At 68.1% G+C, this 26139-nt stretch carries 25 protein-coding genes; 8 read left to right on the top strand and 17 right to left on the bottom strand.

What is annotated here, in order from left to right; all coding sequences use genetic code 11:
* Positions 1 to 89: 89 nt before the first annotated feature.
* Positions 90 to 1130: a zinc metalloprotease HtpX gene (htpX, locus tag M2352_RS04330; protein WP_264663274.1), complete on the bottom strand. Its 1041-nt coding sequence runs from the start codon at positions 1128 to 1130 to the stop codon at positions 90 to 92.
* 575 nt (positions 1131 to 1705) lie between these two features.
* On the opposite strand from htpX, the gene M2352_RS04335 reads away from it, so the two are divergent.
* Both M2352_RS04335 and M2352_RS04340 read left to right on the top strand, forming a co-directional pair.
* Positions 1706 to 3715 carry a protoglobin domain-containing protein gene (locus tag M2352_RS04335; RefSeq protein ID WP_264663275.1) on the top strand — a complete coding sequence of 670 codons (2010 nt, stop codon included), beginning with the start codon at positions 1706 to 1708 and terminating at the stop codon, positions 3713 to 3715.
* Between the two features lie 247 nt (positions 3716 to 3962).
* Positions 3963 to 4229, top strand: coding sequence for a DUF2798 domain-containing protein (locus M2352_RS04340; RefSeq protein WP_264663276.1), 267 nt, complete (start codon positions 3963 to 3965; stop codon positions 4227 to 4229).
* Here the strand turns inward: M2352_RS04340 and M2352_RS04345 are convergent.
* Positions 4226 to 4696, bottom strand: coding sequence for a low molecular weight protein-tyrosine-phosphatase (locus tag M2352_RS04345; RefSeq protein WP_264663277.1), 471 nt, complete (start codon positions 4694 to 4696; stop codon positions 4226 to 4228). The genes M2352_RS04340 and M2352_RS04345 overlap by 4 nt on opposite strands.
* 66 nt (positions 4697 to 4762) lie before the next feature.
* On the opposite strand from M2352_RS04345, the gene cobB reads away from it, so the two are divergent.
* Positions 4763 to 5482: a Sir2 family NAD+-dependent deacetylase gene (gene cobB / locus M2352_RS04350; RefSeq protein WP_264663278.1), complete on the top strand. Its 720-nt coding sequence runs from the start codon at positions 4763 to 4765 to the stop codon at positions 5480 to 5482.
* A gap of 11 nt (positions 5483 to 5493) precedes the next feature.
* Positions 5494 to 6129: an endonuclease III gene (nth, locus tag M2352_RS04355; protein WP_264663279.1), complete on the top strand. Its 636-nt coding sequence runs from the start codon at positions 5494 to 5496 to the stop codon at positions 6127 to 6129.
* A 29-nt stretch (positions 6130 to 6158) separates the two neighbouring features.
* Here the strand turns inward: nth and M2352_RS04360 are convergent, their stop codons facing one another.
* From M2352_RS04360 to M2352_RS04370, 3 genes are all read right to left on the bottom strand, one after another.
* Complete coding sequence (locus M2352_RS04360) at positions 6159 to 6725, bottom strand: hypothetical protein (RefSeq protein WP_264663280.1); 567 nt, start codon at positions 6723 to 6725, stop codon at positions 6159 to 6161.
* A 110-nt stretch (positions 6726 to 6835) separates the two neighbouring features.
* Positions 6836 to 8416, bottom strand: coding sequence for a murein biosynthesis integral membrane protein MurJ (gene murJ, locus M2352_RS04365; RefSeq protein ID WP_264663281.1), 1581 nt, complete (start codon positions 8414 to 8416; stop codon positions 6836 to 6838).
* Positions 8417 to 8530: 114 nt separating this feature from the next.
* Positions 8531 to 9526, bottom strand: coding sequence for an adenosine kinase (locus M2352_RS04370; RefSeq protein WP_264663282.1), 996 nt, complete (start codon positions 9524 to 9526; stop codon positions 8531 to 8533).
* Between the two features lie 166 nt (positions 9527 to 9692).
* Between M2352_RS04370 and M2352_RS04375 the strand changes: the two genes are divergently transcribed.
* Entirely contained in the window at positions 9693 to 11444 is a 1752-nt protein-coding gene (locus tag M2352_RS04375; RefSeq protein WP_264663283.1) for a sensor histidine kinase, read from the top strand.
* A gap of 6 nt (positions 11445 to 11450) precedes the next feature.
* Here M2352_RS04375 and M2352_RS04380 read toward each other — a convergent pair whose 3' ends face one another.
* Together M2352_RS04380 and M2352_RS04385 are read right to left on the bottom strand one after the other, a co-directional pair.
* Positions 11451 to 12206: an SAM-dependent methyltransferase gene (locus M2352_RS04380; protein WP_264663284.1), complete on the bottom strand. Its 756-nt coding sequence runs from the start codon at positions 12204 to 12206 to the stop codon at positions 11451 to 11453.
* 10 nt (positions 12207 to 12216) lie between these two features.
* Positions 12217 to 12579, bottom strand: a complete 363-nt coding sequence (locus M2352_RS04385) for a metallopeptidase family protein (protein ID WP_264665302.1) — start codon at positions 12577 to 12579, stop codon at positions 12217 to 12219.
* Positions 12580 to 12738: 159 nt separating this feature from the next.
* Here M2352_RS04385 and M2352_RS04390 point away from each other — a divergent pair, with 159 nt between their 5' ends.
* Complete coding sequence (locus M2352_RS04390; protein ID WP_264663285.1) at positions 12739 to 13041, top strand: 4a-hydroxytetrahydrobiopterin dehydratase; 303 nt, start codon at positions 12739 to 12741, stop codon at positions 13039 to 13041.
* Positions 13042 to 13073: 32 nt separating this feature from the next.
* On the opposite strand, the gene M2352_RS04395 is transcribed toward M2352_RS04390, so the two are convergent.
* Complete coding sequence (locus M2352_RS04395) at positions 13074 to 13319, bottom strand: hypothetical protein (RefSeq protein ID WP_264663286.1); 246 nt, start codon at positions 13317 to 13319, stop codon at positions 13074 to 13076.
* 150 nt (positions 13320 to 13469) lie between these two features.
* Positions 13470 to 14264 carry a S1 family peptidase gene (locus M2352_RS04400; RefSeq protein ID WP_264663287.1) on the bottom strand — a complete coding sequence of 265 codons (795 nt, stop codon included), beginning with the start codon at positions 14262 to 14264 and terminating at the stop codon, positions 13470 to 13472.
* Positions 14265 to 14745: 481 nt separating this feature from the next.
* Between M2352_RS04400 and M2352_RS04405 the strand changes: the two genes are divergently transcribed.
* Entirely contained in the window at positions 14746 to 15156 is a 411-nt protein-coding gene (locus M2352_RS04405; protein WP_264663288.1) for a hypothetical protein, read from the top strand.
* A gap of 82 nt (positions 15157 to 15238) precedes the next feature.
* Here the strand turns inward: M2352_RS04405 and gyrB are convergent, their stop codons facing one another.
* The 5 genes from gyrB to M2352_RS04430 all read right to left on the bottom strand — a co-directional run bounded on the left by gyrB (position 15239) and on the right by M2352_RS04430 (position 23053).
* Complete coding sequence (gene gyrB, locus M2352_RS04410; protein WP_264663289.1) at positions 15239 to 17626, bottom strand: DNA topoisomerase (ATP-hydrolyzing) subunit B; 2388 nt, start codon at positions 17624 to 17626, stop codon at positions 15239 to 15241.
* 179 nt (positions 17627 to 17805) lie between these two features.
* Positions 17806 to 18939: a DNA replication/repair protein RecF gene (recF, locus tag M2352_RS04415; protein WP_264663290.1), complete on the bottom strand. Its 1134-nt coding sequence runs from the start codon at positions 18937 to 18939 to the stop codon at positions 17806 to 17808.
* Positions 18940 to 19022: 83 nt separating this feature from the next.
* The gene (dnaN, locus tag M2352_RS04420) at positions 19023 to 20147 is read right to left on the bottom strand and encodes a DNA polymerase III subunit beta (protein WP_264663291.1); all 1125 of its coding nucleotides are present in this window, start codon (positions 20145 to 20147) and stop codon (positions 19023 to 19025) included.
* A gap of 136 nt (positions 20148 to 20283) precedes the next feature.
* On the bottom strand, positions 20284 to 21936 hold the full coding sequence (locus M2352_RS04425; RefSeq protein WP_264663292.1) for a hypothetical protein: 1653 nt from the start codon (positions 21934 to 21936) through the stop codon (positions 20284 to 20286).
* A gap of 235 nt (positions 21937 to 22171) precedes the next feature.
* Positions 22172 to 23053, bottom strand: coding sequence for an SDR family oxidoreductase (locus tag M2352_RS04430; protein ID WP_264663293.1), 882 nt, complete (start codon positions 23051 to 23053; stop codon positions 22172 to 22174).
* A gap of 66 nt (positions 23054 to 23119) precedes the next feature.
* Between M2352_RS04430 and M2352_RS04435 the strand changes: the two genes are divergently transcribed.
* Complete coding sequence (locus M2352_RS04435; RefSeq protein ID WP_264663294.1) at positions 23120 to 23911, top strand: tetratricopeptide repeat protein; 792 nt, start codon at positions 23120 to 23122, stop codon at positions 23909 to 23911.
* Between the two features lie 74 nt (positions 23912 to 23985).
* Here M2352_RS04435 and M2352_RS04440 read toward each other — a convergent pair whose 3' ends face one another.
* The 3 genes from M2352_RS04440 to M2352_RS04450 form a co-directional block, all read right to left on the bottom strand.
* Positions 23986 to 24654, bottom strand: a complete 669-nt coding sequence (locus tag M2352_RS04440) for a glutathione S-transferase family protein (RefSeq protein WP_264663295.1) — start codon at positions 24652 to 24654, stop codon at positions 23986 to 23988.
* 44 nt (positions 24655 to 24698) lie between these two features.
* Positions 24699 to 25217 carry a GNAT family N-acetyltransferase gene (locus M2352_RS04445; protein WP_264663296.1) on the bottom strand — a complete coding sequence of 173 codons (519 nt, stop codon included), beginning with the start codon at positions 25215 to 25217 and terminating at the stop codon, positions 24699 to 24701.
* 93 nt (positions 25218 to 25310) lie between these two features.
* Positions 25311 to 26111, bottom strand: coding sequence for an undecaprenyl-diphosphate phosphatase (locus M2352_RS04450; RefSeq protein WP_264663297.1), 801 nt, complete (start codon positions 26109 to 26111; stop codon positions 25311 to 25313).
* Positions 26112 to 26139 lie beyond the last annotated feature (28 nt).

The raw sequence follows: 26139 nt of genomic DNA on the forward strand, positions 1-26139 counted from the left end.
ACTCAACAACATTTCCAGAAATATGGAAATGATGGGGCAAAAAAGATGCCGGGAGGATTCCCCGGCATCCTGTCCGTCCAGCGTCTCCGTCAGCCCCAGGGGCCGGACCGTTTGCCGCCGCCGGGCGGGGGGGCGCCCCAGGGGGAGGGGCCGGCGGCGGGGCGGCCGGGTTCCGGCGGACGCTGGCCGGCGGGATAGCCACCCCCGAAGCCACCGCCGTTGGTGGCGAAGCCGTTGCCGCCGCCGGGACCGCGGCCATAGCCGCCCATGCCGGCCATCTGCTGCAGCCGCGCCACCCGGTTTTCCATGTTGGGGTGGGTGGAGAACAGGTTGTCCATGCCCTGGCCGTGCAGCGGGTTGGCGATGAACAGATGGGCGGTGGCCGGGTGGGATTCGGCCCGCGGGTCGGGGATGCGGGCCACGCCCTCGTGGATGCGCTGAAGCGCGCTGGCCAGCCACAGCGGGCGCCCGCAGATCTCGGCGCCGATGCGGTCGGCCTCGTACTCGCGGGTGCGGCTGATGGCCATCTGCACCAGCGAGGCCGCCAGCGGCGCCAGGATCATCATCAGGATCGAGCCGACGAAGCCCAGCGGGTTGCCGCCCCCGTTGCCCTCTTCGTTCGACGAGTTGGACCCGCCGAAGAACATGCCGAAGTTCGCCAGCATGGAGATGGCGCCGGCGATGGTGGCGGTGATGGTCATGATCAGCGTGTCGCGGTTCTTCACATGGGCCAGTTCGTGGGCCATGACGCCCGCCACCTCTTCCGCGCTCAAACGGTCCAGCAGGCCGGTGGTGGCGGCCACCGCGGCGTTTTCCGGGTTGCGCCCGGTGGCGAACGCGTTGGGCTGGTCGGAATGGATGATGTAGACCCGGGGCATCGGCAGCCCGGCCCGCTGGGCCAGCCGCTGCACGATGTCGTGGAATTCGGGGGCGGTGCGGGCGTCCACCTCCTGCGCGCCGTACATGGACAGGACCATGCTGCCCGAATTCCAATAGGCGAAGACGTTCATCCCCACCGCGATCACGAATGCGATGAGCATCCCCGCCTTGCCGCCGATCAAGAAGCCGACGCCGGCGAACAGCGCCGTCAGGCCGGCAAGAAGAATGGTGGTCTTGAGGTAGCTGGTCATGGCGGGCCTTCCCGGTCCGTGTGTCGCATCATCGGATGGTTCTGCCGGGTCATATGGGCTTATCGCGCCTGTCACTTCAAGAGGATGGCCGGCATCTTCCCCGCCACCCGTCCTCATGGATCAAGAAAAACAGCGGGCGATTGCGAATTGTCATTCGCCCCCCCGGCGTGCCCGGCCATCCTGCCGGTCCGGCGCAGACCGTCAGCGGTGCGCCCCGCCCCGCAAGGCTCCTTTGCGTGGCCGTTTCCAGTCAAGGCTCTGAAAAGTGCCCGGAAATCCCCGCTTATTCCATTGATTTTTCATCTGCCAAAGATGTTATGCCGTCATGCCCTGTTGTGGTGTTAATGTTTTTAAACCATCTGGCGTTTTGAATTCTTAAAAATTAGACTTTTCTTATGAGAATGGATTGTAAATTTCATGGATGATTTTATATTTGTTTTGCCTTGATTCGTATCTATTGCGCTGATACAAGCGAAATAACCTCACTTTGTATGTGGTGTAACGGCGGGCGGGCGGCGTGTGATGGCACGCAGCGCGGGGGCGCGTGCCGTTGCCGATTGATGGAGACGGTGGCGATGATGATCCAACGCGACACGCACGGCCTGTCCGCCTTGACGGCGCTGCCCTTCTTTGGCCTGACGGATGCGGTGTGCCGGCGGCTGCGCGACATCGCCCCCCACGCCCGCGCGGTCCTGCCGGCGGTTCTCGACCGTTTTTACGGTCATCTGATGCAGCAGCCCCATCTGGCCCGCCTGTTCGCCGACCCTGCCCAGATGAACCGCGCCAAGGCCGGGCAGGCCCGCCATTGGGAGCGGATCCTTGAGGGCCGTTTCGACGAGGGATATCTCGAGTCGGCCCGCCGGGTGGGGGCGGCCCATTACCGGGCCGGGCTGGCGATGCCCTATTACATCGGCGGCTATTCCTTTCTGATGGGCGAGTTGGCGGGGATGACCGCGCGTCTCTATGGCCGCGGCTTCGCCCGCAAGGCGGCAGCCGACGCCATGGCCGAGGCGCAGCAGGCGGTGATCGCCGCCGCCATGTACGACCTCAGCGTCTGTCTGGCCACATACCCCGAGGCCATCGACGCCGAGCGCCGCTCCATGGTGACCACCATGGCCGACCACATCGACGGCGAGATCGGCAGCACCATGGAGGATATGGGGCGGCTGACCGGCGGGGTGCGCGACGCCGCCGAGCGGCTGAACGACACCGCGAGCCGCACCAAGGCCAGTGCGGCCACCGCCACCGACGCATCCAACCTGGCCCTGTCCAGCGCCCAGACGGTGGCGTCGGCGGCGGACGAGCTTCACTCCTCCATCAGCGAGATCGCCCGGCAGGTGGGGCAGTCGGTGGACGTGGCCCGCCGCGCCGTGACCCGGGCGGTGGACGCGCGGTCGGTCATGGAAACCCTGACCGTCACGTCGCAGGAGATCGGGCGGGTGGTGGACATGATCGGGTCCATCGCCAAGCAGACCAACCTGCTGGCGCTCAACGCCACCATCGAGGCGGCCCGCGCGGGCGAGGCCGGCAAGGGCTTCGCCGTGGTGGCGGGCGAGGTGAAGACCCTGGCCCGCCAGACCGCCGACGCGACCGAGGAGATCGTGGCCCAGGTCAACCGCATCCGCGACGCCGCCGGACGGGCCGCCGGGTCGATGGACGCGGTGGGGGCGATCATCCACGACATGGAAACCTTCGGCTCCACCATCGCGGCGGCCATCGAGGAGCAATCGGCGGCCACCCAGGAAATCAGCCGCTGCGTGAACGAGACCGCCGACGGCGCCCGCCGGGTGGCCGAGGTGATGACCGAACTGGCCGAGGAGGCGGAGGAATCCAGCGAACTGGCCGACGAGGTGATGAAGGACACCGGGCGGATGGACGACACGGTGGCAGCATTGGGCCGCGCCCTGAAACGGTCGGTGCGCGGGGCGTCGCAGGATGCCGACCGCCGCCGCGACCGCCGGGCCGGGTGCCTGTTGCCGGTCACGGTGTCGGTGGACGGCCGCACGGTGGAGGGGTCGGTGTCGGATGTGTCGGCGGGCGGAGCGTGCGTGACGCTCACGGGGCTGAAACCGGGGGTGGGGACCGCTCTCACCCTGTCGGCGCCGGCCCTGGGCCAGCCGCGGCGGGGGCAGGTGGTGGCGGTGTCGGGGGCCTTGTGCCACATCGCTTTCGACGACGCGAGCCGCCTGTCCCCCGGCCTGATGGAGCGCCTGATCACCGACGGCGGCATGGCGGTGGTGGAACGGGCCAAGACCGATCATCTGGAGTTCATCAAGCGGGTGATGGAGGCTGTGGAGGGCCGGTCCCGGACCAAGGCCGCCGACCTTGCCAACCACCACACCTGCCGTCTGGGCAAATGGTACGACGGGGTGAACGATCCCCACGTCCGCTCCTGTCCGGCGTACGGCGCGCTGGTGGACCCGCACCGCCGCGTCCATGATTTCGGCAAGCAGGCATTGTTGCGCACCGCCGCCGGCGACACCCCCGGCGCCCGCAGCGCCGCCGAGAGCATGAGTGCGGCCAGCCGCGAGGTTCTGTCCCTGCTGGACCAGTTGAAGGGCGAAATCGCCAGCGGCCGCCGCTAACGGGGGGCAGGGGCCGTCCGGCCCCTGCCGGGGAGCGCCGAGGAGACGATCCCCTCGGCCTTGGACCACACATGGCTCTTGTCCCAGGGGCCTGTACCCCTTATCCTTTTCCTGCTGCTGCCCCTGGCGGCTGCCGTAAGCGTTACCGTCATTCAACGCGCCAACCTGTACCGGCCCATAGCCGGTGCGGCCCCCGGTTCGGGGGCGTGGCGCTTGCTATGGCCGGTGTCTTACGGAGTGGACGCGCATGAACGCGCCGAAAACCAACATCTCCCGCCGTTTTCCCCAATTGCCTGCCCGTTTCGCCGGGGTGGTGATGCCGTTTCTGCTGTCGGTTCTGATGACGGCGGTGGTGTCGCTCATCAGCACGCTGCGCGCCGCCGGCTTCGGCGACGGCACCCCGGCTTTGTGGCTGAACGCCTGGGCCATGTCGTGGGTGGTGGCCTTTCCCACCCTGCTCCTGGCCCTGCCCATGGTCCGCCGCCTGACGGCGGTGCTGGTGGCGGTGCGTTAAAAGCCCTGGCGGATACGGCCGAGGAGGCCGCGGGATGCGGCCTCCACCATCTCCAGCACCTCCACGAAGCCCAGGGCGCCGCCGTAATAGGGATCGGGCACCTCGCGCACCGGCCAGTCGGGGGCGTAGTCCAGGAACAGGCGGACGTCGGCGGTGGAATCCCGGGGGGCCATGCGCCGCAGGGCGTCCAGGTGGCCATGGTCCATGGCCAGGATGTGATCGAAATCCCGGAAATCCCCCACGGTAACCCGCCGGGCGCGCAGGTCGGACAGGTCGTAGCCGCGCTGGCGGGCCAGTTCCAGGCTGCGGCGGTCGGGCGGGTCGCCCACGTGATAGCCGCTGGTGCCGGCGGAATCGGTGTGGATGCGGTCCTCCAGCCCCGCCTCGCGGACGAAGGCGCGGAAGACGCCGTGGGCGGTGGGGGAACGGCAGATGTTGCCGGTGCAGACAAACAAGACCTTGACCATGCTTCCCCCGTCGGGTTTCGTGAGACGTGACCGCCCGCGGCGGCGGTGCCTGCACGGATACATACCATGCGTCTTCTGTCCACTTCCCCCATCGTTGTTCTGACCGGCGCCGGGATTTCGCGCGAATCGGGGCTGCACACCTTCCGCGATGCCGACGGCATCTGGGCGCAGGTGCGGCTGGAGGATGTGGCGACGCCCGAGGGTTATGCCCGCGACCCCGCCCGCGTCCAGGCGTTCTACAACGCCCGCCGCCATGGGCTGAACGACCCCGGCGTGGTGCCCAACGCCGCCCATTTCGCGCTGGCCAACCTGGAACGGCTGTGGCCGGCGGACGTGCTGGTGGTCACCCAGAACATCGACGACCTGCACGAGCGTGCCGGGCAGCAGCGGCTGATCCATATGCACGGGGAATTGCTGAAGGCGTTCTGCACCCAGTGCCGCGTGGTGGAGCGCTGCACCAGCGACCTGTCGGTGACCGACGCCTGCCCCAACTGCGGGGCGGTGGGCACCCTGCGCCCCGACGTGGTGTGGTTCGGCGAGATGCCCTATCAGATGGAACGCATTTACGAGGCGCTGGCGGCGTGCGACCTGTTCGTGTCCATCGGCACGTCGGGCAACGTCTATCCCGCCGCCGGTTTCGTGGCCGAGGCGCGGGCCAACGGCGCCCACACGGTGGAACTGAACCTGGAGCCGTCGGAGGGGGCGACCCTCTTCGCCGAATCGGTGCTGGGGCCGGCGACCGAGGTGGTGCCGGGCTTCGTCAACGAATTGCTGGCCCTGCTGTGACGGGTGCGCCCATGACCCCCGCCGCCATCGAGGAAGCCTTCCGCCGGTTCCAGGCCGCCAGCCCCGAGCCGAAAAGCGAACTGGCCTACGTCAATCCCTACACGCTGCTGGTGGCGGTGGTGCTGTCGGCCCAGGCCACCGACGTGGGCGTCAACCGCGCCACCGGCCCGCTGTTCGCGCGCGTCACCACCCCCGCCCAGATGCTGGAATTGGGGGAGGAGGGGCTGCGCGCCTACATCAAGACCATCGGCCTGTTCAACACCAAGGCCAAGAACGTCATCAAGCTGTCGGAAATCCTGCTGTGCGAGTACGGCGGCGACGTTCCCCGCGACCGCGAGGCGCTGGAGCAGTTGCCCGGCGTGGGGCGCAAGACCGCCAACGTGGTGCTGAACGTGGCGTGGGGCGAGGAGACGATGGCGGTGGACACCCACATCTTCCGCGTCGGCAACCGCACCGGCATGGCCCCCGGCAAGACGCCGGAGGCGGTGGAGCGGGGCTTGCTGGCGGTGGTCCCCGGCCCCTACCGCCGCCACGCCCACCACTGGCTGATCCTGCACGGGCGCTATGTGTGCAAGGCGCGCAAGCCCGACTGTGCGGCCTGCATCATCCGCGACCTGTGCGGGTTCACGGAGAAGACGGCGGGGTAGGCGGGCGCCGTTTGCCGTCCCCGCGGCGTTCAGTCCTGGATCCCAAGCTTGGCTTTGCAGTCGGGGTAGTTGCTGAATTCATAGCGGGCGATCAGAAATCCGATGTTGCCATCGCTGGCGTAGGTCATCAGCGTTACCCGATCGACGTTCCCGGCCATCTTCAGGCCCTTGCTCCGCGACCATATGGCGCCGAAGAGACGCTGATCCTTTGCTATGCTCGCCATCCAGTCTTCCGGCTTGGTCAGGGTGCTTCCCGCATCCAGCCGGTCGTAAAGCTGGCCGGTCCCGTAAATCCGGTCGTTTTCATTCTTGATTGCGTTGAATGTCGTTTTCACCTTATCCCCTGCGGGATTCGTGACGATGATCGGGGTCGTCACGTGAATTTTACAGATTCCCGTGTCCTTGTGATAGGTCACGCTATAGTCCTCAAAGACCTTTCCCGCTTTCGGCGGCGGGTTGATCTCGTACATGCCGTTTTTCTTTGCTTCTTTGACTGTAAATTTTTCGATGGAGCTGCCCATCGAGATCCCGAAAGGGCTGGATCCTTCTTCCTGTGCGTTGGCGGCAACGGGCATCAAGGCGATCGCCAGCAGCATGATAAGCGTTGATCTCATCGGGGGCTCCTGATGGGTGGGATTCTTCACGCAGGATGACTTTGTAACGAAAGATCGGGGGGCCGGCCAGGAACGCCGGTGCAGACCAAGCGTCAGTCCGGCTTTTCCTCGCTTGCATCCCCACGGCGCTTTCGCCGCGCCAGCGCCTTCAGGTCGGCCAGATCCGTGCCGCCCAGCCCGTGGGCCAGCGTCAGGAACACCCCGCAGCCCCCCGCCACCAGCACCCCCAGGGCCGCCACCCGCACCAGCGTGACGCCGGAGTCCAGCCACGGGGCCAGCAGGGCCACCCCCGCCGCCAAACCCGCCCCCATGCCCAGCGCCGCCGCGGCGATGCGGGGGGCGCGATGCCGGAAACGGGTGTCCAGGCCCAACTGGCCGCGGCGGTGCAGCGTCACCCCCAGCAGCACCAGATTGAGCCACGCCGCCACCCCCGTCGCCAGCGCGATGCCGGCCTGGGCCAGCCACGGCAGCAGGGCCAGGGCCAGGGCGATGTTGGCCGCGGTGACCGCCAGGGCGATGCGCACCGGGGTGCCGGTGTCCTGACGGGCGAAAAAGGCGGCACTCAGCACCTTCGCCACCACGAAGGCCGGGATGCCCACGGCATAGGCCGCCAGGGTCCAGGCGGTGGCCGTCACGTCCGCCGGGCCGAAGGCGCCGCGCTGGAACAGCACCGCCACGATGGCGTGCCCCGCCACCCCCAGCGCCACCGCCGCCGGCAGCCCCAGCAGCAGCCCGAATTCCATGGCCCGGCTGGTGTCGTGGCGCAGCGCCGCCGCGTCTCCTGCCGCGGCATGGCGGGACAGCAGCGGCAGGAGCGCCGTGCCGATGGCGATGCCGATGATGCCCAGCGGCATCTGGTTCAGCCGGTCGGCGTAATAGAGGTACGACACCGCCCCCGACGGCAGCAGCGATGCGATCACCATGTTGAGGAACAGGTTGATCTGCATCACCCCCGCCCCCAGGGCCGCCGGCCCGGCCAGCCGGAACAGCCGGCGCATGTCGGGTGTCAGCCGCGGCCACGCCACCCGCAGCCGCACCCCCGCCGCCCGGCAGGCCGCCACCATCCACACCACCTGAACCACCCCCGACAGGCTGACCGCCGCCGCCAGGGCCGGGCCGGGATCGACACCCAGCCGGGGGGCCGCCAGCAACGCGGCGATGAGCGTCAGGTTGAAGGCCACGGGGGCGGCGGCGAACGGTGCGAACCGCCCCAGCGCGTTCAGCACCCCGCCCAGCAGCGCCACCAGCGCCACCAGCAGCAGATAGGGGAAGGTCAGCCGCGCCAGATCCACGGTCAGGGCGAATTTCGCCGGCTCGTCGGTGAAGCCCGGGGCCAGCAGCGGGATGATCCACGGCATGGCGGCGATGGCCAGCCCGGTCAGGGGGATCAGCACCGCCAGCAGCACTCCCGCCGCCCGCCCGGCAAAGCGCTGGGCCGCTTCCCGCCCGTCGCGCTCCAGGGTTTCGGTGAACAGCGGCACGAAGGCGACGGAAAAGGCACCCTCGGCAAACAGCCGCCGGAACATGTTGGGCAGCTTCAGCGCCACGAAAAAGGCGTCCGCCGCCGGCCCCGCCCCCAGCACGGCGGCGGTCAGGATGTCGCGGACGAAACCGGCAAGCCGGCTGAGAAGGGTCAGGCCGCCGACGGTGGCGACGGAACGGGCGAAGCTCATTGTGTGTGCGGGGCTGCCGCCCCGGCCCCGCTTGGAGGTTGGCACCTCCAAACCTCCCCCCTTTTTAGCGATAAAAAGAGAGGGGGTTTGGATGGTAGCTCAATCGGCCGGTCGTTACAGCACGCCCTTGCTGCGGATCAGATCGGCCAGCGGCACCTCGGGGCGGGCACCCACGTGGCTGATGATCTCGGCGGCGGCGATGGCGCCCAGACGCCCGCACACCGCCGGGGCCAGCCCGCGGGTGGCGCCGAACAGGAAGCCGGCGGCGTAGAGGTCGCCGGCCCCGGTGGTGTCCACCACCTTGGCCACCGGCTCGGCGGGCACCTCGACCACCTCGCCCTTCCACACGATGACGGCGCCCTTTTCGCTGCGGGTCAAGGCGGCGGTCTTGCCCAGCGCCTTCACCGCGGCCAGCGCGGCGGCGAAATCGTCGGTGCCGTACAGCGCGCCGATCTCATGCTCGTTGGCGAACAGGATATCGACGTGGTTGTCCACCAGATCGCGGAATTCCGCGTGGTGGCGGTGGACGCAGAAGGAATCCGACAGCGACAGCGACACCGCCCGGCCCGCCCCGTGGGCGATGGCGGCGGCCTTGCGGAACGCCTCCTTGGCCCGCGGCGGATCCCACAGATAGCCTTCCATGTAGGTGACCTGGGAGGCGGCGATCAGATCCTCGTCGATGTCCTCCGGCCCCAGCTCGACGCAGGCGCCGAGATAGGTGTTCATGGAGCGCTGGGCGTCCGGCGTGACCAGGATCAGGCAGCGGGCGGTGGGCGCCCCCCCGGTCAGGGGCGCGGTGTCGAACCGCACCCCGGCGGCGCGGATGTCGTGGCGGAACACGGCGCCGAGCTGGTCGTCGGCCACCTTGCCGATGTAGGCACCCGTGCCGCCCAGGGCGGCGAAGCCGGCCATGGTGTTGCCGGCGGACCCGCCCGACACCTCGATGCCCGGCCCCATGCGGCCATAGAGTTCCTCGGCCCGCGCGGTGTCGATCAGGGTCATCGCCCCCTTTTCGATGGCGTTGTCGGCCAGAAAGGCGTCGTCGGCATGGGCGATGACGTCAACGATGGCGTTGCCGATGCCGGTGACATCGAAGGTGGCCGGGGCCATGAAGAAACTCCTGTAACGGGGCGGATCGAAATCGGGGGGAGTATAACCGTCCCCGCCCGCCCCGCAAGGCGCGGGTGGCCGCTCCCCCACCCCAAAATCCGGGTGCGGGGGGGAGGCGGACGGTTTATCATGCCCCCCGTCCCGCCCTTGCCGTTTCATGTGAGTGATGGCCGTCCATACCCAGACACCGGCGGGTCCGCCTCCTGTTCCGGCCGCTGCCCATGCAGCCGGCGCCGCCCGGCGCCCGCGGTTGGAGGCGGCGTTCGGCTGGCTGGGGGTCACCGGGCTGGCGGTGCTGCTGCTGGCCGCCCTGGTGGTGGTGCAGCAGACCCGCGCGCGGGTGTGGGCCGAGGCGGAAACCCAGGTCGCCACCGACGCCCGCGTGCTGGCCCAGCACACCGCCCGCATCTTCGACGCCGCCGACCTGCTGGTGGCCCAGGTGGGGGAGGAAGCGCGGCTGAAAAGCTGGGACGCCATCCAGGCCGACCGTGCCCTGTGGGACCGGCTGCGCCGGCTGAACCAGCCGCTGCCCTTCATCGACGCCATCTGGCTGAACGATGACCAGGGGCTGTTGCGTCTGACCACCTTCGCCTTTCCCGCCCCCTATTCCAACGCCGCCGACCGCGAAGCCTTCCTGGTGCCGAAATCCGGCGAGCGGGAGCCGGTCGTCAGCAGCCGCATCATCGGGCGGGTCACCAAGGAACCCACCTTCCTGCTGTCCCGCCGGCTGGAGGATGAGGCGGGCGGGTTCCGCGGCATCGCCTCCATCACCATCGAGCCGCGCTATTTCGCCTCCTTCGTGGAGGAGATGCAGCGGTCGTTCAATCCCGGCCTCGTGCTGTTCCGCGAAACACCCAAGGACGTGCTGCTGCGCTATCCCGCCGGGGGCGGCGACCCGGCCCCGCTCACCCCCATCCAGCAGGGGATGGTTGAGCGGCAGCCGGGCACCGGGCTGGTGCGCGGCGACCGTTATCTGTTCGCCTATCGTCAGGTGGAACGCTGGCCGCTGTCGGTGGGGGTTCAGGTGGACATCGCCGCGGTGGACGCGGCGTGGCGGTCGGCGCTGGCGTCCTATATCCCCCTGGGGGCGGTGGCGGGGGCCGCGTTGCTGGCGCTGTCGGCCTTCGGCTTCCGTCAGGCGCGGCTGGCCCGCCGCATCCGCCAGGAGCTGGAGGAAAGCGTGCGGGAGCGCACCCGCGACCTGGAAACCGTCCTGGCCGACCTGAAGGAATCCCTGGCCGAGCGCGACGCCCTGGTGGCGCAGAAGGATCTGCTGATGCGGGAGGTGAACCACCGCGTCAAGAACAGCCTGCATCTGGTGTCCAGCCTGCTGACGCTCCAGGCCGGCAGCGCCGGCAACCCGGCGGTGCGCACCCATCTGGACGCCGCGGGCCGGCGGGTGCGGGCGGTCAGCGACATCCATTCCCTGCTCTACCGCGACGGCAACGTCACGGCCATTCCGCTGCACGATTACATCGCCGCCCTGTGCCGGGAGGTGGAGGAGTCCATCCGCAACGAAGGCGGCGGCTGGGTCTTCGATCTCGACCTGGATGCGGTGGAGGTGCCGGCGGACCGCGCGGTCACCTTGGGGCTGATGATCAACGAACTGGTGATCAACGCCGTCAAGCACGCCTATCCTTCCGCCAGCCACCCGGCGGACATGCCCAAGCTGATCCGCGTCGCCCTGAAACGGCAGGACGGCGGCGGGTTGACCCTGACCGTGGCCGACCGCGGCGTGGGCTTGCCCGAGGGGGTGGATTGGACCCGCAGCCGCAGCCTGGGCATGAAGGTGGTCCACGCCCTGGCCCGCCAGGTGGGGGCGGGCCAGCCGGGCGGCGGGGCGCTGTCGGTGGAACGCACCGCACCGGGCACCGCCTTCACCCTGACCGTCGCCCCGCTGCCGGCGGAGGCCGCGTAACCCGTATCAGCCCTGGCGCCGCAGCAGGTAGAAGACGTACCCGTAACTGGCGCCGCAGCGGCGGTAGAGGTCGATTTCCGCCTGGGTGGCGTTCAGCAGCGCGTCCCATTCCGGGTCCAGCCGGTGGCGGTCCCGCATCTCGGCCACCCGGCGCTCCAGCGGCGTCAGGTAGTCTGTCCACCACGCCGCCGGGGGCAGGGTGATGGTGTCGAGCACGGCATAGCCCGCCTGTTCCGCCGCGCGGCGGTTGGCGTCGGTGCCGCGCATGGCGGGGTAGCGTTCGGCCCAGAACGCCGCGGCCTCCGCCGGCGGGTGGGCGGCCAGCCACGTCAGCTCGCTCACCCCCACCAGCCCGCCGGGGCGCAGCAACGGGCGCCAGCGCCGCAGCCCGTCGTCGAAGCCGATGATGAAGATCGACCCCTCGGCCCACAGCAGATCGAAGCGCCCCTCGCCATAGACGTCCAACTCGGTCATGGACCGGCGCTCGGCCTGCATCCGGCGGCCGAGGCCGGCCTCGGCGATCTTGCGCTGGGTTTCGGCCACCGACGGCGGGTGGGTGTCGATGGCGGTAACCCGTCCGCCGGTGACCCGGCCCAGGATCATGGTCTGCCGTCCGGGGCCGCAGCCGATGTCCAGCACCGCCGGATCGTCGGGCAGCCCGTGGGCGCGCAACCGGCGCAGCGCCTCCTGCGTCGCCGCGTCGGAGCCGACGCCGTGGCGGGGCAGCCCGTCGAACAGGGCGTGCAGGCGGGTCATGTCCATGGTGCGTCCCTCATTCCTCGTCGCCGTATCCGCCCTCGATCCGTTCCATATCCTCGTCGGAGAAGCCGAAATGGTGGCCGATCTCGTGGACCAGCACGTGACGGACGATGTGGAACAGATCCTCCCCCGTCTCGCACCAGTAATCCAGGATGGGGCGGCGGTAGAGGAAGATGGCATCCATGGTCATGCGCACGTCGCTGACGCTCTGGCGCATCAGATCCACCCCGCGGTAGAGGCCCAGCAGGTCGAAGGGGCTTTCCAGCTCCATCTCCTCCTCGGTTTCCTCGTCGGGGAAATCCTCCACGCGGACCAGCACGTTGCTGACGTGGGCGCGCAGTTCGGGGGGGATGGTGCCCATGGCCTCGTCGGCCATCGCCTCCAGATCGGCGATGGAGGGGGGCAGGGAGAAAGGATGGGGTTTTGCGGTCGCAGCCATGGGGCAGAAGGTAGCGAGCCTTTCCCCTTGTGCCAAGCGCAACGGGGGCGGATTCTATCCGTTGAAGAAAAAGCAGAACCGAAGGGAGACACGATCATGGGTGAAAAGCTGGTGGGCGCCCGGCGCCAGACGGCCCTGAAGGAACTCCACGGATGGTCGGAGGTGCTGGACCGCGATGCGATCCGCAAGACCTACCACTTCGCCGACTTCGCCGCCGCGTGGGGGTTCATGAATCAGGTGGCGCTGCTGGCGGCCCGCGCCGACCATTATCCCGAATGGTTCAACGACGAGGGCCGGGTGGAAATCATCCTGTCCTGCCGCAAGGCCGAGGGCGTGACCCAGACCGACGTGGATCTGGCCCACCGCATCGACCAGATGGCGCCCCGGCACGACCGGTGAGGGGAGAGGTCCGGCAGGCGTCCTCCAGATTGTCACGGAAACACCACGAAAGAGAGCTTGCTCCATATCGGCTCTTGGTAGAGACTCAAGGACTCTGAAAACAGGGTCTGACAGTGATGCGGATACGGAAACTGCCGGAACGCCGGGGTCCTGCGTGGGAGCCGATCCTGGACCAGCGGCGTGATACGGTGATGCAAATGCCGGGTGTGGTTGGAATCGGCATTGGTGGCCGGCAAGGGCAGGAACATGTCGTCGTCACCGTGCAGCGGGGCCGCCATGCTCCTATGGGGGAGATACGCCAAATTCTGGCCGGGCTGACCGTGGAAATCGAAGAGTCGGATCCGTACCGTTTGTATTGACCTCTCTTCGGAGGAATGGCGAATACCGGGCAGAGCACGATCTGCCCGGTATGTCATGTGGGGGTAGGGTTACATCAGGTCGGCATCGAGAGTGTAGAGGATGTCGTTGAATTCGGCGCAGACGCTTTCCGCGCCGTTTCCCCCCAGAAGAAGCCCGACAGGACGTCGCCCGCTGTCTTCGAAAACCACGCTGCCGGAATCCCCGCCTTCGGAAAACACGCGGCCATCGCCGCTTCGGACGGTAAACAGCCCCTTGAGAGTGGCCCCGTCGGTGAAGGAAATGTCCTGCTTCACCTTGTGAACATGGCCGACGCGGTAATTGCCTTTGGCGGCACCGACCTTGGCAACCCGCAGACCGACAACGGCCCAGCCATCGTCCCAGATCACCGTGCCATCTTTGCCTGCGCTTTTGCTCAAGCCGTTTCCTGCCAAACAGCGCAAGGGCTTGGGGCCTTTGCGCCGGGGAATATCGTTGCGTGCGCGGGCCGATTGTTCAGGGGTCAGGCCGATAAGACAGGCGTCTTGATCGGATGCCATCTGTTCGATGGTTCCCAAAAGCTGTGCCTGTTTTAAGAGGAAACTGCGGGCATGGGACGGGCTGACGACTTCGGCACCCACCTTCACCATATCGGCCCCTAGCGTCACCACATGGGCGGCGGTCAGAGCGAAGATCTGGTCATCACGTCGCAAAAAGCATCCCAGCGTTCCGAAATTCGCCCGGTTATCGGCATGGCTGAGGCATGCGCCGATACGGGCCTGAAGCACAGGGGGATGGCATTCTCGAATTACCACCGGCACTCCGTCGATGCCGGTGGGGAACGTGGCGCGTGCCCATGCCAGAACGCCGGGATCATTGCTTTCCACCAGAATGGGGTAGTATCCGGTAAAGCGTGTCCGTCTGCCGGGTACTGGGGTGGGTACCCCAATGGATACGCTAGCGTAATGTTCACACCCGCATGCAGGCTGGGTCTGGGGGCCGTCACAAGTCAACCGGGCTTGCACCGTGCTGCACGCCGCCAACAAATGCCGGCGGCGGGCCAATCCCAGCGTATCGTTTTTCCAGCGTGCCAGACTGCCGCGTGTCCATGGGCGGCCAAGGGGCGGTTTTTCCAACCTTTCCGCTTTTAAAGTTCCTGTGTCCTCCGCCATCCTGGTGCTGTCCGAGGAACTGCGATGGCTGGCCGCAGGGATGTCGCCGGTCTGTCTGGAGTGATCCGATCCCATTCTTCTTGTTTCCCTTTTAGATCAATAATTGTTTCATATAATCGTCACGATTGCTCTGTTAAAGTTTGCAAGCGTGAAAAGGGCATAATGGCACAGATATGAACAAAAATGGGAGTTTTTGATGGATATGGCATTAGGGGGGCAGCTCTTACCAACGGGCGGGCAAGGGCTGGACATGTTCGTGAAAGTAGGCCTTGCTGCCCTGGGGGCTGTGGCGCATGAAAGTCTGCGTCTTTACAACAGTGCCGACCCTGTTGGTGAAATTCGCGAATCGCGTTTTTGGGTGGTTTTAATTCTGGCGGTGATTATCGCGGTGGCCATCGCGATCGCCAGCGATGTTGCCCAACGTTGGGAGGCGTTCCTATTGGGGGCCGGTGGTCCAGCACTGCTGGGACGTGCCGTTGGGCAAAAGGATAAGGCTGCTTCGGCCACCGATCACAGCCCCCCAGGTGAGGGGGCAAAACTGTTTGATCAGCATGTCGGGGTACCGAAGCCGTACCTGACCCAGCTTAGGAAATGGCTGGCGCAATAAGTGCACGGCGGAATACCGACGGGGCCGTGGAAATCTTCCGCGGCCCCCGCCGGCGTCTTTTGAAGATAAGGAACGGTTATTCTTACACGTCCAGATTCGCCACCTTCAGCGCGTTTTCCTGGATGAAGTCGCGGCGGGGTTCCACGATGTCGCCCATCAGGGTGGAGAACACCTCCTCCGCCTGGTCGGCGTGGGTGACGCGGACCTGGAGCAGCGAGCGCTTGGCCGGGTCCAGCGTGGTTTCCCACAATTGGTCGGGGTTCATTTCGCCCAGGCCCTTGTACCGCTGGATGGTCACGCCGCGGCGGCCCAGTTCCATCACCGTGTCGAACAGCGTCGTCGGCCCGGTCAGACGCCGGGTTTCCTTCTGCTTCTCAAAGGCGCGGGCCGGGTTCTCGAACGACCGCTTCAGGTCGGCGGCCAGCGCGTCCAGCTTGCGCGCTTCCCCGCTCTTCAGCAGGTCGGCGTCGAAGCTGTGGCGGTGGGTCACGCCGCGGCGGGTGCGGGTGAGCTGATAGCCGCCGTCGGCCAGCGCCGCACCGTTCCACCCACCCTCGGCATCCAGGGCGTTCAGGCGGGCGGCCACGGCTTCCGCCGCTGCCTGGGCCTGTTCCGGGTTCGAAACGAGGTTGACGGACAGGGCGCCCATCACCGCTGCCTGCTCCACCGCCGTCAGGTTGCCGGCCTTGCGGGCCAGCGCCTCGATGTTGGGGCGGGTGGCGCGCGACTTCTCCACCAGATCGACCAGAACGTCGCCCTGCAGCAGCGTGCCGTCGGCGGTCTGCACCGCCAGATCGCCCAGCGCCGCCTCGATCAGGTATTCCTCCAGCGCCCGGTCGTCCTTCAGATACCGTTCCTTGGCGTTGCCGCGCTTGATGCGGTACAGCGGCGGCTGGGCGATGTAGAGATAGCCCTTGTCGATCAGATCGGGCATCTGCCGGAAGAAGAAGGTCAGCAGCAGCGTGCGGATGTGGCTGCCGTCCACGTCCGCGTCGGTCATGATGATGATCTTGTGGTAACGGGCCTTGGCGGAATCGAACTCCTCCCGCCCGATGCCGGTGCCGAGCGCGGCGATCAGCGTGCCGATTTCCGCCGACGACAGCATCTTGTCGAACCGGGCGCGCTCCACGTTCAGGATCTTGCCGCGCAGCGGCAGGATGGCCTGGAACTGGCGCGACCGGCCCTGCTTGGCCGAGCCGCCCGCCGAATCGCCCTCCACGATGAACAGTTCCGACAGCGCCGGGTCGCGCTCCTGGCAATCGGCCAGCTTGCCGGGCAGGGAGGCGATGTCCAGGGCACCCTTGCGGCGGGTCAGTTCGCGTGCCTTGCGGGCGGCCTCGCGGGCGGCGGCGGCTTCCACCACCTTCTGCACCACGCGGCGGGCGTCGGCGGGGTGTTCCTCGAAATACTGGGCCAGGAATTCGCCGACCACCGATTCCACCACCGGGCGGACCTCGGACGACACCAGCTTATCCTTGGTCTGGCTGGAGAATTTCGGGTCCGGAACCTTCACCGACAGCACGCAGGTCAGCCCTTCGCGCGCGTCGTCGCCCGACAGGTTGACCTTTTCCTTCTTGGCGATGCCGGATTCGGTGGCATAGCTGTTGATGGCCCGCGTCAGCGCCCCGCGGAACCCGGCCAGATGGGTGCCGCCGTCCTTCTGCGGGATGTTGTTGGTGAAGCACAGCGTGGTTTCATGGTAGCTGTCGTTCCACTGCAGCGCGCATTCCACCGTGACCGTGCCGCCGTGTTCGGTCTGGCGTTCGGCCTTCATGGTGATGGCGGGCTTGTGCAGCGGCACCTTGGAGCGGTCCAGCCACGTGACGAAGGCTTCCAGTCCGCCTTCGTAATGAAGCTCGACGACCTTGGGTTCCACGCCGCGGGCGTCGGTCAGGATCAGCCGGACGCCGGAATTGAGGAAGGCCAGCTCGCGCAGCCGGTGTTCCAGCGTGGCGAAATCGAATTCGGTGTTGGAGAAGGTTTCCTTGGACGGCAGGAAGGTCACTTCGGTGCCGGACAGGCGCTTGCCGCCGCCCAGGTCCGGCGCCTCGCCCGTGTCGGCCAGCCGGGCGTCGGCGACGCCGTGGCGGAAGCGCATGGTCCATTCCCGCCCGCCGCGCCAGATGCGCAGGTCCAGCGTTTCCGACAGCGCGTTGACCACCGACACGCCCACACCGTGCAGGCCGCCCGACACCTTGTAGGAGTTCTGGTTGAACTTGCCGCCGGCGTGAAGCTGAGTCATGACCACCTCCGCCGCCGACACCCCTTCTTCGGAATGGATGTCGGTGGGGATGCCGCGGCCGTTGTCGCGGACGGTCACCGACCCGTCGGCGTTCAGCGTCACGTCCACCCGGTCGCAATAGCCGGCCAGCGCCTCGTCGATGGCGTTGTCCACGACCTCGTACACCATGTGGTGCAGGCCGGACCCGTCGTCGGTATCGCCGATGTACATGCCGGGCCGCTTGCGCACGGCGTCAAGCCCGCGCAGAACCGTGATCGATTCGGCGCCGTAATCCTCGCGGGGGAGGGGGGGGGGTCAAAGCTTCCTGTGCCATGGCCGGAGTATAGCAGAAGAGGTTGAAAAAAGCGGTCTTTCCATGCCGGTCCGCCGATTTTCACCGGCAGTGCCCGTGATTGGCGCGGGGCCGGCTATCCGTCGGGCACGGCGGCCCCGTTTTCGATGCGCAAACGCTGCGCAGCACCGCCCAGCGGGGCGAACATGGCCGCGTCGGTGCCGGTCATCCACGCCTGCGCCCCCAGCGCCAGAATCTCGGCGAACAGCGCATCGCGCCGTTCCTCGTCCAGATGCGCGGCCACCTCGTCCAGCAACACCAGAGGTGCCGTGCCGGTTTCGGCGGTCAACAGGCGGGCGTTGGCCAGCACGATGGCCAGCAGCAGCGCCTTCTGCTCCCCCGTCGAACACAGGGCGGCGGGCATGTCCTTGGCCTGATGGCGGGCGTCCAGATCGCTCTTGTGCGGCCCGGCAGCGGCCCCGCCGCTGACGGCATCCACCCGGCGGGATTCCCGCAAGGATTGGCGGAACGCGTCCTCCGCCGCCAGGGCGGGGCCGGCGGCCAGCCAGCCCTCCACCGTTCCGGTCACGGAAAGATCGACGCCGGGAAAGGGACCGATGCCGCGGCCGCACGCCGCGCGCAGGCGCCGCACCACCTCCAGCCGGGCGGCGGCCACCGCCACGCCCGATGTCGCCATCTGGTCCTCCAGGCTCGACAGCCAGCCGTCGTCGAACCGCCCGTCCCGCAGCAGGCGGGCGCGTTCGCGCAGGCTGTGCTCGTACCGGGACAGGCGCCCGGCGTGGGCGGGGTCGAAGCTGAACACCAGCCGGTCGAGGAAACGCCGCCGCCCCGCCGCCCCGTCCTGAAACAGCCGGTCCATCACCGGGGTCAGCCAGACCATGGTGACGTGATCGGCCAGCGCCGTCTGGCTCTTGGCCGGGTGGCCGTCGATGTGGACGGCGCGGCGGTCGCGGTCGTTGTCCAGGCACTCGCGGCCGGTGCCGATGTCCACCGCGCCCAGCGGGCTTTGCAGCACCGCCGCCACCGCCCAGCCGGGGGTGCCGCCGATCTGTTCCACCTCCGCCAGCTTGGCCCCGCGCAGGCCACGGCCCGGCGACAGGAAGCTGACGGCTTCCAGCAGGTTGGTCTTGCCCGCACCGTTCCCGCCCGTCAGCACCACCGGGCGCCGGTCGAGATCCAGGCGCGCGTGGGTGTAGCTGCGGAAGCGGGTCAGCGTCAGGCGGGAGAGGGAAAGGGATGGAAAGGTCAACGATTACGCGGGAACGCCGTCCCCGCACCCCTGCCAAGGGCCGGCGGCCCTTGGAACCCGGTGAATTGATCAGACGCGCCCTATCAGACGCGCATGGGCATCAGGACGTAGAGCGCCGCCTCGGTCGCCATGTCGCGGACGATGGTCGGCGATGCGGCGTCGGCCAAGGCGAAGCTCAGCCGGTCGCCCGTGATCTGCTGGGTGATGTCCAGCAGGTAACGGGAGTTGAAGCCGATCTCCAGCGCGGTGTCGTCATAGGAGGCTTCCAGCTCTTCCGTGGCGCTGCCGGCCTCGGGCGAGGTGGCGGACAGCGTCAGGCTGCCGCGGCTCACCGCCAGCTTCACCGCCCGGCTCTTTTCCGTGGAGATGGTGGCCACGCGGTCCACCGCGGCGGCGAACGCCTTGGTGTCCACCTCCAGGATCTTGTCGTTGCCGCTGGGGATCACGCGCTCGTAATCGGGGAAGGTGCCGTCGATCAGCTTCGACGTGACAACGATCGAATCGATGTTGAAACGGATCTTGGTCTCCGACAGGCCGACCACGATGCTGTCGGCGGCCTCGTCGATCAGCTTGCGCACCTCCGCCACGGTCTTGCGGGGGATGATGACGCCGGGGATGCCCTGTGCCCCCTCGGGCAGCGGCACTTCCACCCGCGCCAGCCGGTGGCCGTCGGTGGCGACCGCCCGCAGGGACGGGGGGGCGCTGCCGTGGGCCTTGGCCGCATGCAGGAAGATGCCGTTCAGGTAATAGCGGGTTTCCTCGGTGGAAATGGCGAAGCGGGTGCGGTCGATCAGGGCGCGCAGGTCGTTGGCCGGCAGCGCGAAGCTGTTGCCCATCTCGCCGCCCGACAGCTGCGGGAAATCCGCCGCCGGCAGGCAGGCCAGCTTGAACTGCGACCGTCCGGCCTTCAGCGTCAGCACATGGCCGTCGGTGCTGACGTCCATCTCCACCTGGCTGCCATCGGGCAGCTTGCGCACGATGTCGTAGAGCGTGTGGGCGGGAGCGGTGGTGGAGCCGGGACGGTTGACCGCGGCGGGGACCGACTCGACGATCTCCAGCTCCTGGTCGGTGGCCGACAGGGACAGCTCGCCCCCCTTGGCCTGCAACAGCACGTTGGACAGGATCGGAATGGTGTTGCGCCGTTCCACCACGCTCTGCACATGGCTCAACGACCGGAGCAGGGCGGCGCGTTCGATGATGATGTTCATGCTGGTCTTCGATCCTGCCATAATCGTCCCGCGCGTGTGACACCCTGGGGGATTCGCTGAACGGGGTTGAGCGATACCGTTCCGCCAAGCGGCGGGGCGCGAGCATAGCACAGCCCCGTTGGGCGCAGCCACTTTCTTACAGGGGGGACAGGGCACCCTCCGCCGCCGCGGCGGGCGGGCCGCGGCGCTCCTCGTGCAGGCGCAAGGTGGCCACGTGGTCGGCACTTTTCCAGTTGCGCGAGCGGTTCAGCTCCACCCGCAGCGACTGGGCGAAGCCGTCGATCACCACCCATTCCTCCGCCCCGATGGGGTCGCGGCCATCGAGATAGGCGTGAACCACCCGGTGCAGCCCCGGGCTGGCCGGGGTGATCCACGGCGTGATGTCTTCGCCGATGGCCGCGACCAGCCGGCGGATGCGCAGCAGGTGGGCCATCCGCGCGTCCACCCGTTCGCCGTCGCTCACCTGCATGGCCTGGAGAAAGGCGACCCGCCCCTGTTCCAGGGCGAACAGGCGCAGGGATTTGATCTCGGGGCTGGCATAGCCGACGCTGCCCAGGTTCCGTCCCCAATGCCACACCAGCCCCAGAAGCCACAGCACGTCGTCGTGGTCGGGGGCGCAGGCGTGGCGGGCGTTCAGCGCCGCCTGCAGCCGCACCGCCAGCGCCGGCAGGATCATCTGGGTCAGCCGGCGGGTGACGTCGGACAGGGCGGTGCGGATGGCCGGGCCGCTGGTGCGGTTGGCCAGGATGCCGGTGCCCGACACCGCCGCCAGCGTGCGTTCGAACCGCTCCACCGCCGTGGTCAGCAGGTCGCGCGCCGGGCGGTTCACCGACAGCACGCCGCCGTCCAGCATGTCGATGTCCCCGAACAGGCCGTCCACCACCTCGTGGATGGTGGTGCAACTGGCGCTGAAATGGGCCATCAGCGTGCGGCGCAGCGGGTGCTGGTCATCGACGCCGGCCCCGCCGTGCTCGCGGATATAGCGCTGGAACACGTCGGTGCGCCCGCGGACGTTCAGGGCATAGAGCGGGGCGGTCCAGGCCAGGGCCTGCGACTGGATGCGGAAGGCCGGGCCCAGGTCGCGCACCCGCCGGGAATAGCCGGCCATCAGGGCCGACAGCCCCTCCTCCTCCGTGGCGGGGTTGGCGGCGGCGGCGGTGATCTGATCCATGTCGCGGCGCAGCCGGTCGGCCAGCGGCAGCAGGCCGGCGTTGTTTTCCAGCACCGCGCGGACGAACCCCAGCATCTCGGCATCGATGGGGGCCTTGCGGTTCAGGTAATGGGTGCGCAGGCGGGCGTCGTGCTCCGCCTCGTCGTTGGCCAGCATCAGGAAACGGCTGGACAGGCGGAAATCCCGGTCCAGCGTCACCAGGAAATCCGCCGCCGCCCGCCGCATGGAATCGCGCAGGGCCATGGCCTCCGGCCCGGTCAGCACCTCGTCCAGGATGCGGTCGCGGGCCAGATCGTCCAGCCGGCACTGCACCTCCGCCGCCAGGCCGGGAAAGGCCATCTGCGACAGCGCCGCCCACAGCCCGCCCATGTCCACCCGCTGGATCAGCCCCGGAACCCCGGCGGGCGCCCGGTACAGCACCGGGTCATCCACCAGGAACGGTTCGAACAGGCCGGTGAACAGACGCCGCGCCTTCATGGGCCGCAGGCGGTTGAAATGCTCCACCAGCGCGTCGCGCAGATGCCGCGCCCGCTCGCCGTTGGCGCCGGCGGCACCGTCGATGGCGTCCAGAACCGGACGGATGGCGTGGAGCGGGATGGCCGAGACCACCTCGTCCATTTTCCGGCGAAACAGAACGGGATCTAATGATGATGTCTGAAAGCAATCCGCGTTCGGCGGGGGCGGTTCGGGTGGGGAGATGAGGGCCATGCCTTCCTGAACCTCTCAGGTTTCATGACGGATCCCGACGATGATCCCACCCGATTATTATAAACTGCTTACCGTTTGTCGAATGTCTTTGTGCCGCACTTGGTTAAAGACGGTGGATTTTATTTCTTTGTTTTGTATTAGATAACTAACTATTTTTCTCTGCTTTCCATTGGGCCTCCAGCCCGGCGCGGTAGTCGGGGTAGCGCAGGTTCACGCCCAGCCGGGTCTTGATGCGGTCGTTCTTCACGCGCCGGCTCTCGCTCCAGAAACCGGCGGACATGGGCGACAGCTCGGCCTGGTCGAAGGGGATGAGCGGCGGCGGCTCCACCCCCAGAAGGGAGCAGGCGTACTCGATCACCTCGGGCGAGGGGGTCGGGGCGTCGTCGGCCACATTATAGATGGACCCCGGACTGGGCCGGGCCATGGAGGCCAGCAGGGTGCCCACGATGTCCTCCACATGCACGCGCGCGAAGACCTGTCCCGGCTTGTCGATGCGCCGGGCGGTGCCGGCGCGCACATGGTCCAGCGCGCTGCGCCCCGGCCCATAGATGGCCGGCAGGCGGAAGACGTGCAGCGGCAGCCCCCGCTGGCGGTAGAGGGCCTGCCAGCCCCGTTCCGCCTCCACCCGCTGGCGCTGGCGGTCGTTGCCGGGCTTCAGCCACGCGGCCTCGCTCACCCACTCGCCGTTGGTGTTGCCGTAGACGCCGGTGGTGGACAGGTAGCCGGCCCAATCGACGGAGATCAGGTCGGCGATGTCCCGCCCGTGGCAGCCCAGCACCGGGTCGCCGCGGCTGTCGGGCGGCACGCTGAACAGCAGGTGCGTGACGCCGGCCAGGGCGGCGGCGGCATCGGCCAGGGGCGTGTCGCGGCTGAAGACGAAGGCTTCGATCCCCTGGGCCTCCAGGGCGGCGCGCTTCTCCGCGCTGCGGCAGGTGCCGGCGACGCGCCAGCCCTGGGCCAGCCGGTCGCGGGCCAGAACGCCGGCGGTGTAGCCAAGGCCGAAAATGAACAGGCGGGGGGTGGTCATGGGCGTCCCTTGCGGTGGGGGCAGGCTCTTGCATCGGCCGGGCCATTGGTGAAGTGTAGAAGGGCCATGACGCGAAGCAACTCCCTCATGCAGAACGCCCGCCCCAAAGCCGCCTTTCTGCCCGCCGTCCTTCTGGTGACCGCCCTTGCCGTGCCGGTGGCGGCACCGGCCCTGGCCGACGGGCCGCCGCACGGGGAACTGCAGAACTGCATCGCGCTGGCGGAAACCGCCCCCGACGCCGCCCTGGAGCGGGCGCGCGGGTGGGAGGGGCGCGACGGCGGCGACCGCGCCCGGCTGTGCCAGGCCATGGCCCTGTTCCACAAGGGCGATTTCGCCGAGGCCGGCGGGCGGCTGGAAACCCTGGCCCCGCTGCTGGGACAGGGGGACGCCAAGGCCACGGCCTCGCTTCTGGGGCAGGCCGGGTGGGCGTGGCTGCGGGCCGGTGACGCGGCGCGGGCGGAGGCGCTCTACACACAAGCGCTGGACGGCACCCCCGGCGATGTGGATCTGCTGATCGACCGGGCCTTCGCGCGGGCGGAGGCGGAACGGTTCTGGGACGCGCTGGCCGACCTGGACGCGGCGATCGCGCGGGACGCCGGGCGGGCCGATGCCTATCTGTACCGGGCGGCGGCGCACAAGGCTCTGTCCAACCTTCCCATGGCCATGGACGACGTGAACCACGCGCTGGAGCTGCGCCCCGGCGACGGGGAGGCGCTGGTGCTGCGCGGCGCCATCAAGGCGGCGGCGGGCAAGGCGGACGAGGCCAAGGCCGATTGGGAGCTTGTCGCGTCCCGCGAGCCCGACTCGGCGGCGGCCCGCACCGCGCGGACCAATCTGCTGCGGCTGACGGCGCAGTAACGCCCGAAACTCCCTCTCCCCGGCTCCCTCCCGGGGCGGGGAGAGGGGGGTATGCGAAGCCGCAGGCCCCCAATTCAGAAATCCAGGTCCGCGTAATGGCGCGGCGGGGGGCAGCCCGGCAGGGTGTCGGTCAGGAGCTGGCGGAAGCTGGGGCGCGACTTGATGCGCACGTACCAGTCCTTGGCCTCCGGGTGGCGGTCCCAGGGGATGTCGCCGGTGTAATCCACGCACGACAGCGCCGATGCCGCGGCCAGATCGGCCAGGGTGAAGGCCGGGCCGGCCAGCCACGGGCGGCGGTCCGACAGGAAGCCGATGTATTCCAGGTGATGGTTGATGTTGTTCAGGCCGGCGCGGATGGCGGGGGCATAGGGCTGGCCCTGTCCCGACACGCGCTTGACCAGCTTTTCCCCCACCAGCGTGTCCACCACCTCGCGCCCGAACTTGCCCAGGAACCAGCTCGTCAGCCGCCGCACCTCGGCGCGGAAGTCGATGTCCAGCGGCAGCAGGGCCGGGTCGGGGTACGCCTCTTCCAGATATTCGATCAGCGCGAAGCCGTCGGCGATGACGGCCCCGTCCTCCTCCACCAGCACCGGCACCTCGCCCGCCGGGTTGAGGGCAAGGAAGTCGTCCCGCCAGTCCCAGGGCCTTTCGACCACGGGTTCGAACGGAATGCCCTTTTCCGCCATCATCACGCGGGCCAGCCGCGCGGCGGGGGACAGGGTATGATGGAAAAGGGTTCGCATGGTCTGGGGACTTTAACCAAGGGCGCCGGACTTCTCAATCCGCCTCAGCGGTGCCGCGGGGGTGCCGCGCATCCGGCGGGGGCGCGGTTTTCCGCCGCACAATCGCTTTGGTAGAGGATATGGGCGCTTTGGTAGAGGATATGGGTGGGAGGGCCGGTGCGCGGGCTGTCCACCGGGGTCCATCCCCGCCGCTCGTAGAACGCCCGCGCCGCTTTGTTCCGCACCGCACACGCCAGCCGGATCGGCCCCGGCAGCACGGTCTGGGCATGGCGGAGCAGGATGGTGCCGATCCCCCGGCTCTGCCACGCCGGGTCGATGAACAGGGCATGGATGAAACGGTCGTACGGGTCGATGGATACGAAGCCGGTCACGGCCCCCTCCGCCTCCGCCACCAGCACCAGGGTGCCCTCGACGCTGGCGGCGTAATCGTCCAGGCCGAATCGGTCGGCCGGCTGCCAGGGAAAGGCGGCGCGCCGTCCGTCCAGAAAGATCCCGGCGCACCGGGGGGTGTCGCCGTCGCCGGCGGTGCGGGTGATGATGCCGCGTGCGGGAAATGGGGCCATGCGGAAAGCCGTTCATCGTTGCTGGGACAAGCCTATCAACGAAGACGGACGCACGGCTATTCCCAATCCGTCCCATTGCCCCGCCGCCCTCCCTTAAAGATAGAGCAGCCCCAGCATCGACAGCCCCAGAACGATGCGGTACCAGCCGAAGGGCGCGAAGCCGTAGCGGCCCACGAAATCCACCAGCGACCGCACCACCAGCAGACCCGACAGGAACGCCATGACGAAGCCGACGGCGATGATCAGCCCGCCGTCGAAGCTCAGGCTGCCCCAGTTCTTGCCCAGGTCGTAGACCGTGGCCCCCAGCATGGTGGGGATCGCCAGGAAGAAGGAGAATTCCGCCGCCGTCTTGCGGTCCACCCCCATCAGCAGCGACCCCAGGATGGTGGCCCCCGACCGCGACACGCCGGGGATCATGGCGATGCTCTGGAACAGCCCGATCCTCAGCGCCAGCCACGGCGTGAAGCTTTCGATCTCGTGATGGCGGGCGGGGGGCACCAGCCGTTCGATCAGCAGGATGGCGATGCCGCCCACCACCAGCGCCACCGACACCACGGTGGGGTTGAACAGCACCTCCTTGATGATCTTGTGCAGCAGCACCCCCAGCACCGCGGCGGGCAGGAAGGCCAGCACGATGGCGGTGGCGAACCGCCACGCCCGCGGGTCGCGGGCGATCATGCCGGTCACCACGTGCCACAGGCGGGCGAAATACACCACGCAGATGGCCAGGATGGCGCCCAACTGGATCACCACCTCGAACACCTTCCCCGGCGGTCCCTCGAACCCCAGAAGATCGACCAGCAGGATCAGGTGGCCGGTGGAGGAGATGGGAAGGAACTCGGTCACCCCCTCGACGATGCCGAGGAGGGCGGCTTGAACGACCTGTTCGAACATGGGCCGGAAACCATCAGGTAGGTGGCGG

The sequence above is a fragment of the Azospirillum fermentarium genome, assembly GCF_025961205.1.
Taxonomy (GTDB): domain Bacteria; phylum Pseudomonadota; class Alphaproteobacteria; order Azospirillales; family Azospirillaceae; genus Azospirillum; species Azospirillum fermentarium.

Excerpts from the sequence above, each read along its gene's own strand:
- M2352_RS04440 (WP_264663295.1), bottom strand. The coding sequence starts at position 24,654 with ATGCGAACCCTTTTCCATCATACCCTGTCCCCCGCCGCGCGGCTGGCC.
- M2352_RS04450 (WP_264663297.1), bottom strand. The coding sequence starts at position 26,111 with ATGTTCGAACAGGTCGTTCAAGCCGCCCTCCTCGGCATCGTCGAGGGG.
- M2352_RS04395 (WP_264663286.1), bottom strand. The coding sequence starts at position 13,319 with ATGGCGGCCCCGCTGCACGGTGACGACGACATGTTCCTGCCCTTGCCG.
- M2352_RS04405 (WP_264663288.1), top strand. The coding sequence starts at position 14,746 with ATGGATATGGCATTAGGGGGGCAGCTCTTACCAACGGGCGGGCAAGGG.
- M2352_RS04345 (WP_264663277.1), bottom strand. The coding sequence starts at position 4,696 with ATGGTCAAGGTCTTGTTTGTCTGCACCGGCAACATCTGCCGTTCCCCC.
- murJ (WP_264663281.1), bottom strand. The coding sequence starts at position 8,416 with ATGAGCTTCGCCCGTTCCGTCGCCACCGTCGGCGGCCTGACCCTTCTC.
- M2352_RS04340 (WP_264663276.1), top strand. The coding sequence starts at position 3,963 with ATGAACGCGCCGAAAACCAACATCTCCCGCCGTTTTCCCCAATTGCCT.
- M2352_RS04445 (WP_264663296.1), bottom strand. The coding sequence starts at position 25,217 with ATGGCCCCATTTCCCGCACGCGGCATCATCACCCGCACCGCCGGCGAC.
- M2352_RS04385 (WP_264665302.1), bottom strand. The coding sequence starts at position 12,579 with ATGGCCGACGAGGCCATGGGCACCATCCCCCCCGAACTGCGCGCCCAC.
- M2352_RS04435 (WP_264663294.1), top strand. The coding sequence starts at position 23,120 with ATGACGCGAAGCAACTCCCTCATGCAGAACGCCCGCCCCAAAGCCGCC.
- M2352_RS04335 (WP_264663275.1), top strand. The coding sequence starts at position 1,706 with ATGATGATCCAACGCGACACGCACGGCCTGTCCGCCTTGACGGCGCTG.
- cobB (WP_264663278.1), top strand. The coding sequence starts at position 4,763 with ATGCGTCTTCTGTCCACTTCCCCCATCGTTGTTCTGACCGGCGCCGGG.
- M2352_RS04425 (WP_264663292.1), bottom strand. The coding sequence starts at position 21,936 with ATGGACGAGGTGGTCTCGGCCATCCCGCTCCACGCCATCCGTCCGGTT.
- nth (WP_264663279.1), top strand. The coding sequence starts at position 5,494 with ATGACCCCCGCCGCCATCGAGGAAGCCTTCCGCCGGTTCCAGGCCGCC.
- M2352_RS04375 (WP_264663283.1), top strand. The coding sequence starts at position 9,693 with ATGGCCGTCCATACCCAGACACCGGCGGGTCCGCCTCCTGTTCCGGCC.
- htpX (WP_264663274.1), bottom strand. The coding sequence starts at position 1,130 with ATGACCAGCTACCTCAAGACCACCATTCTTCTTGCCGGCCTGACGGCG.
- M2352_RS04430 (WP_264663293.1), bottom strand. The coding sequence starts at position 23,053 with ATGACCACCCCCCGCCTGTTCATTTTCGGCCTTGGCTACACCGCCGGC.
- dnaN (WP_264663291.1), bottom strand. The coding sequence starts at position 20,147 with ATGAACATCATCATCGAACGCGCCGCCCTGCTCCGGTCGTTGAGCCAT.
- M2352_RS04370 (WP_264663282.1), bottom strand. The coding sequence starts at position 9,526 with ATGGCCCCGGCCACCTTCGATGTCACCGGCATCGGCAACGCCATCGTT.
- M2352_RS04390 (WP_264663285.1), top strand. The coding sequence starts at position 12,739 with ATGGGTGAAAAGCTGGTGGGCGCCCGGCGCCAGACGGCCCTGAAGGAA.
- M2352_RS04360 (WP_264663280.1), bottom strand. The coding sequence starts at position 6,725 with ATGCTGCTGGCGATCGCCTTGATGCCCGTTGCCGCCAACGCACAGGAA.
- M2352_RS04380 (WP_264663284.1), bottom strand. The coding sequence starts at position 12,206 with ATGGACATGACCCGCCTGCACGCCCTGTTCGACGGGCTGCCCCGCCAC.